This window comes from Alphaproteobacteria bacterium (genome assembly GCA_018063245.1).
Taxonomy (GTDB): Bacteria; Pseudomonadota; Alphaproteobacteria; order JAGPBS01; family JAGPBS01; genus JAGPBS01.
Genome location: JAGPBS010000084.1, coordinates 1 through 4,096, shown reverse-complemented (window position 1 = coordinate 4,096; position 4,096 = coordinate 1). Strand labels below are relative to the sequence as shown.

Annotated in this window: 6 protein-coding genes; 5 read left to right on the top strand and 1 reads right to left on the bottom strand. The window is 39.3% G+C overall.

Annotated features, from left to right (window positions below):
* The 5 genes from KBF71_08865 to KBF71_08845 all read left to right on the top strand — a co-directional run.
* The coding region (locus tag KBF71_08865) for a PEP-CTERM sorting domain-containing protein (GenBank protein MBP9878422.1) at nucleotides 1-145 on the top strand (145 nt) is incomplete at its 5' end.
* Between the two features lie 114 nt (nucleotides 146-259).
* Nucleotides 260-553 (top strand): hypothetical protein, encoded by a 294-nt coding sequence (locus KBF71_08860; protein ID MBP9878421.1) that lies wholly within the window; start codon nucleotides 260-262, stop codon nucleotides 551-553.
* An 88-nt stretch (nucleotides 554-641) separates the two neighbouring features.
* The gene (locus KBF71_08855) at nucleotides 642-1,649 is read left to right on the top strand and encodes a hypothetical protein (GenBank protein MBP9878420.1); all 1,008 of its coding nucleotides are present in this window, start codon (nucleotides 642-644) and stop codon (nucleotides 1,647-1,649) included.
* 45 nt (nucleotides 1,650-1,694) lie between these two features.
* A complete protein-coding gene (locus KBF71_08850) occupies nucleotides 1,695-2,144 on the top strand; it encodes an NUDIX domain-containing protein (protein ID MBP9878419.1) in 450 nt (149 codons plus the stop codon).
* Between the two features lie 187 nt (nucleotides 2,145-2,331).
* Entirely contained in the window at nucleotides 2,332-3,153 is an 822-nt protein-coding gene (locus tag KBF71_08845) for a hypothetical protein (GenBank protein ID MBP9878418.1), read from the top strand.
* Between the two features lie 204 nt (nucleotides 3,154-3,357).
* Here KBF71_08845 and KBF71_08840 read toward each other — a convergent pair whose 3' ends face one another.
* Nucleotides 3,358-3,705 carry a hypothetical protein gene (locus tag KBF71_08840; protein ID MBP9878417.1) on the bottom strand — a complete coding sequence of 116 codons (348 nt, stop codon included), beginning with the start codon at nucleotides 3,703-3,705 and terminating at the stop codon, nucleotides 3,358-3,360.
* Nucleotides 3,706-4,096: the final 391 nt, after the last annotated feature.

Genomic DNA, 4,096 nt, shown 5'->3' with positions numbered 1-4,096 from the left:
TTGTAACACAGGTGGTGGCGATGACGGAGGCGGAGATGATGGCGGTGGAGATGATAGTGGGAATGGTAATGACGTTCCTGAGCCTGGCCTTGTAGGATTACTAGGTCTTTCTTTGGCCGGTCTTGCCCTCTTACGCCGTCCATAAGAGAGGATTTTGCAGATAAAAAAGAGCCTTGAGGGGCTCTTTTAATATGTTCATTGAATGTTCTTTTTAAATTTGTTATATGTTAAGTCTGACAACAATTAGAGGAGATTCATCATGTCATTTTTTAAACATACACAGAAATTAGGAGCGGTTGCGCCACAGTTTTTTAAAGCTGAGACAGCACTTCGTGGATATAGCAATCTACGCCAAGGTGCGGATGCTGTACGCAAAAGTCAAATGGGGAACAATGCACCGAAGCAACTAGAGCTTTCTGCAAGAATATCAAAATGGGCAGACCAAGTAGAAAATTTGCCGGTGTGTGAAATGGGTATAGCAGTAGGTCTTAGCGCAGGTGTCATGGCTTTCAGTGGTTTTTATGTGTTTGGTGTGAACGTAAGAGATAATTGATATAACTCATTTTCCAGTTGTTTAAACTATTTTCAATGAAGGGGATTTTTGGTATCATTTGTTTTAACCCAAAGATAGAGGTTCTCAGGTGATTCAAATTCCCCTACATGACATTAGAGATAAGTCTCTTGTTGATTTGCTGACTCATTATTCTGAAAAAGCTTTGCAGCTTATTGAAGGCAGTAAAAATACTTTTGGACTGATCTCAAGAATGATGAGCACTGTGGCTTTTCCGATCGGGGATTATCTCTCGCGGCATTGGCTTGTGAAGACAAAGAACCCCTATCTTGCTGAAATCGATGAATATGCTAGACGCCTGAAAATCAAGGGCATTTATTCCTTGAACATGTGTTACGAATGGGGATGCACAAGCGGTGTTTACACCGACGGCACAGGCGTTAGGATGATTCGCGTTCTGGACTGGCCTTTTCCGGCCTTAGGTGAAAATATCGTGATTGCTCATCAAAAGGGCGCAGTTGGTGATTTTTACAATGTGACCTGGCCAGGAATCAGTGGCGTTTTTCAAGCCTCTGCACCGACTCGTTTTTCAGCGGCATTAAATCAAGCACCGATGAGACGACACAAGACTGGGATTTTGATCGATTGGATCCGCAATCGTGGATCCGTTCACGAAAGTTCAGGGCTGCCGCCTGCGCATTTGCTGCGACAAGTTTTTGAGAAAGCGAAAACCTATCAAGAAGCAAAAGAAATGCTGATGACAGAACCTGTTTCGATTCCTGTTATCTATACGCTTATTGGAACAAATGCCAGCGAAGGTTGTGTGATTGAGCGGATTGAAAACAGAGAAGTTGTGCGAGACCTCAAAGATGGTCTTGTTTGTGCGGCGAACCATTTTGAGTCGAGTTTAAATGGGATCGGCTATGGATGGCTTCCAAGATCTGATGATAGTTGTGAGCGATCTCATTCGGGTGTGTGCCTCCGATTCTCTGACATTGAAGAAGGGTTTGGCTGGTTTCAACCGCCCATTGCGAATGAGGATACGCGCCTTGTGATGTCAATTGACATGAAAAATGGGTATTTTTCAGTCATGGGCACAGATGGCGCAAGGCCTGTGACAGACGTTTTCAGACTATAAGCTTGTTAATAAGGATAATAGATATCTGAATGAGAGGAAATAAAAATGAGCAAGAGACCCAAAATTGGCATAGGCGTTTTTATTGTGAATGATCAAAAGCAAGTTCTATTGGGCAAAAGGCTTGGCTCACACGGTGCAGAGGCTTGGTCTATTCCAGGGGGGCATTTGGAATATGGAGAGAGTTTTGAAGAGTGCGCCATTCGTGAAGTGAAGGAAGAAACAGGCCTCACCATTCAAGATCCCCGGTTTTTGCAAGTGACAAATAATGTTTTTCATCAAGAAGAAAAGCACTCTATTAGCATTTTTATGACAGCAGACTATCCGGTTGGACAAAAGGTTCAAAATCCTGAACCCCATAAGATTGAAAGCTGGGAGTGGTTTTCTCTTGAAAATTTACCAGATAGACTCTTCTTACCAATTCAAAATTTCTTTGAAGGCGGGGGCTATGGGCGAGAGTTTTCTCTAGACCTATTATGGAATTTCAACGAAGCCTAACGCGTCATGCTGAATTTATTTCAGCATCTCCTTGTCATTATGATGAGACCCTGAAACAAGTTCAGGGTGACCTGCGGTTAGTTCTTGATATTTCATAAGCCCCTTCGCAATCCACCATCTGGCCTTTACATTCATTCTAGAAGAGAGTACACTTTTTCGAGGTAATTTATTTGAATGGAGCAATTTTATGTCAGTTTATTTTAATAAAAGCTTTTTAAAGATTTTAATTGCATTTGTGTGCATAGCGATCCTATTGGCAATATTTTCTGTATCCTGGAAAACAAAGGCACCGATAGAGCCAGCGCAAGATGAAATTGCGGGATTGCAATATGATAAAATGATTCCGCTGGTATTGGATTTACTCTCGCATTATAAAGCACCTGTTGAAACCTATCATTCCGATTATACAAATTGGTTGGCTTATAAGCCAAAAGATATTGACCAGATTTCAAGGTATCATATTCAGTTCTTGTACACTCTTATTTCAAATGACCAATTCTTTCAGATCATTCTGTCGAGCATTTTAAATGAAGGGGATTCCAAGACAGACTTCTCGCTCACTTATGAAGATAAAATCTATTTGTTGACTTTGGCTTTTACATACCACAATCCAGAAGCTGAGATTTTAGCAGATATCAAAGCCGGTTACGATCCATTAACCTCACGTGTAACAGGAATCCTAGATAGGCTTGACGATATGACCTTTATTTTTGATTTTGATCATGGCGATGGCAATCATAACCAGAATCACTCTTACCACTTGATTTCACGTGGTGCTGATAATCGTTATACAAAAAAGTTGCTTTTGAAAAAACTTGGAGAGCAATCTTATTTTAACCCTCAGACTCATGTGCTAACAATCATCACGAAGGGTGGTACGGTCATTTCAGACTATCTGGAAAGCAAATATAAACTCGAAAATAATAAATTTATTACCATTCATGAATATGTCAGTTTAAAAGGTGATGTTGAAAAGTCATGGACTTATGATCAATTTTTAAAAAGATAATGGGCGTCCTTTCTTTTTTTCGCTTTTGATAACTTAGCTTGATATGATTATATGATGTTTAGAATGCTTCTCCATTTTCTATTCACAAATGGCTTCCCGAAAAAAGTATTAATTGCCTTACATTAACTGACCAAGAGAAAGAACGCTTAAGCTTTGATCTTGCTAAGTTTCTAAAAGAGCCCTGAAGAGACTTGCAGAAAAAAATTATTGATGGGGTAATGAACGAGACATGAGAGACCTATTTTTTATTGTTCTAAATCCATATCGAATAAAATGTACACACATCATCGCAATGTCAGCCAAAAGAACGAAAAGCCATCCAATGGAAATGGCCTCAGCTTTATCAACGGCAGGATCATGTCTTTGGAGATACGCTCTAAATTCATCAGCGTTTTTAAATTCCTCCAAATCAATGGCTAGCATTGAATCATAATCTTTTTTGTGTTGTTTTGCATGTTCGAGTTTGTGATTTTTCTCGAGTTCGATAAATTGTTCTAATCGAGCGTAACCATCATTTTGGACACCACCCCCACCAGCTGTTCCGATAAACAAGATGCAACATAAAATAATATGATATAAAAAGATTGATAACTTTCTTTTTATGAATAAATGTCTAAGCACGAAAAGCGCAAAAAACGCATATAGTGTTAGAAAAAATAATTGATGCATTGATAAAATACTATTGAACACTATCTAAACCTTCTTTGCCTATCGTCTCAAAAACCCTAGTCGTTCTTTCCCAGAGTAGTCTTCGCTCTATTGTTAACTTGATGGATTATATCAAGAGATCTCAAATTGTCAATAGAAGAATAATTCGTGTAGGAGCAAAATGATATTGTCCTGTTTGAGCAAGATAGAAATGTCCGCTTTTCAGTAGGAATTTTCTTTTAAACTTATCGAGAGTTTAGATGAAAGGGGTCCGAATGAATCACAGCATAAACAT

Coding starts and splice junctions, on each gene's coding strand:
- KBF71_08860 (MBP9878421.1), top strand. CDS start 260: ATGTCATTTTTTAAACATACACAGAAATTAGGAGCGGTTGCGCCACAG.
- KBF71_08850 (MBP9878419.1), top strand. CDS start 1,695: ATGAGCAAGAGACCCAAAATTGGCATAGGCGTTTTTATTGTGAATGAT.
- KBF71_08845 (MBP9878418.1), top strand. CDS start 2,332: ATGTCAGTTTATTTTAATAAAAGCTTTTTAAAGATTTTAATTGCATTT.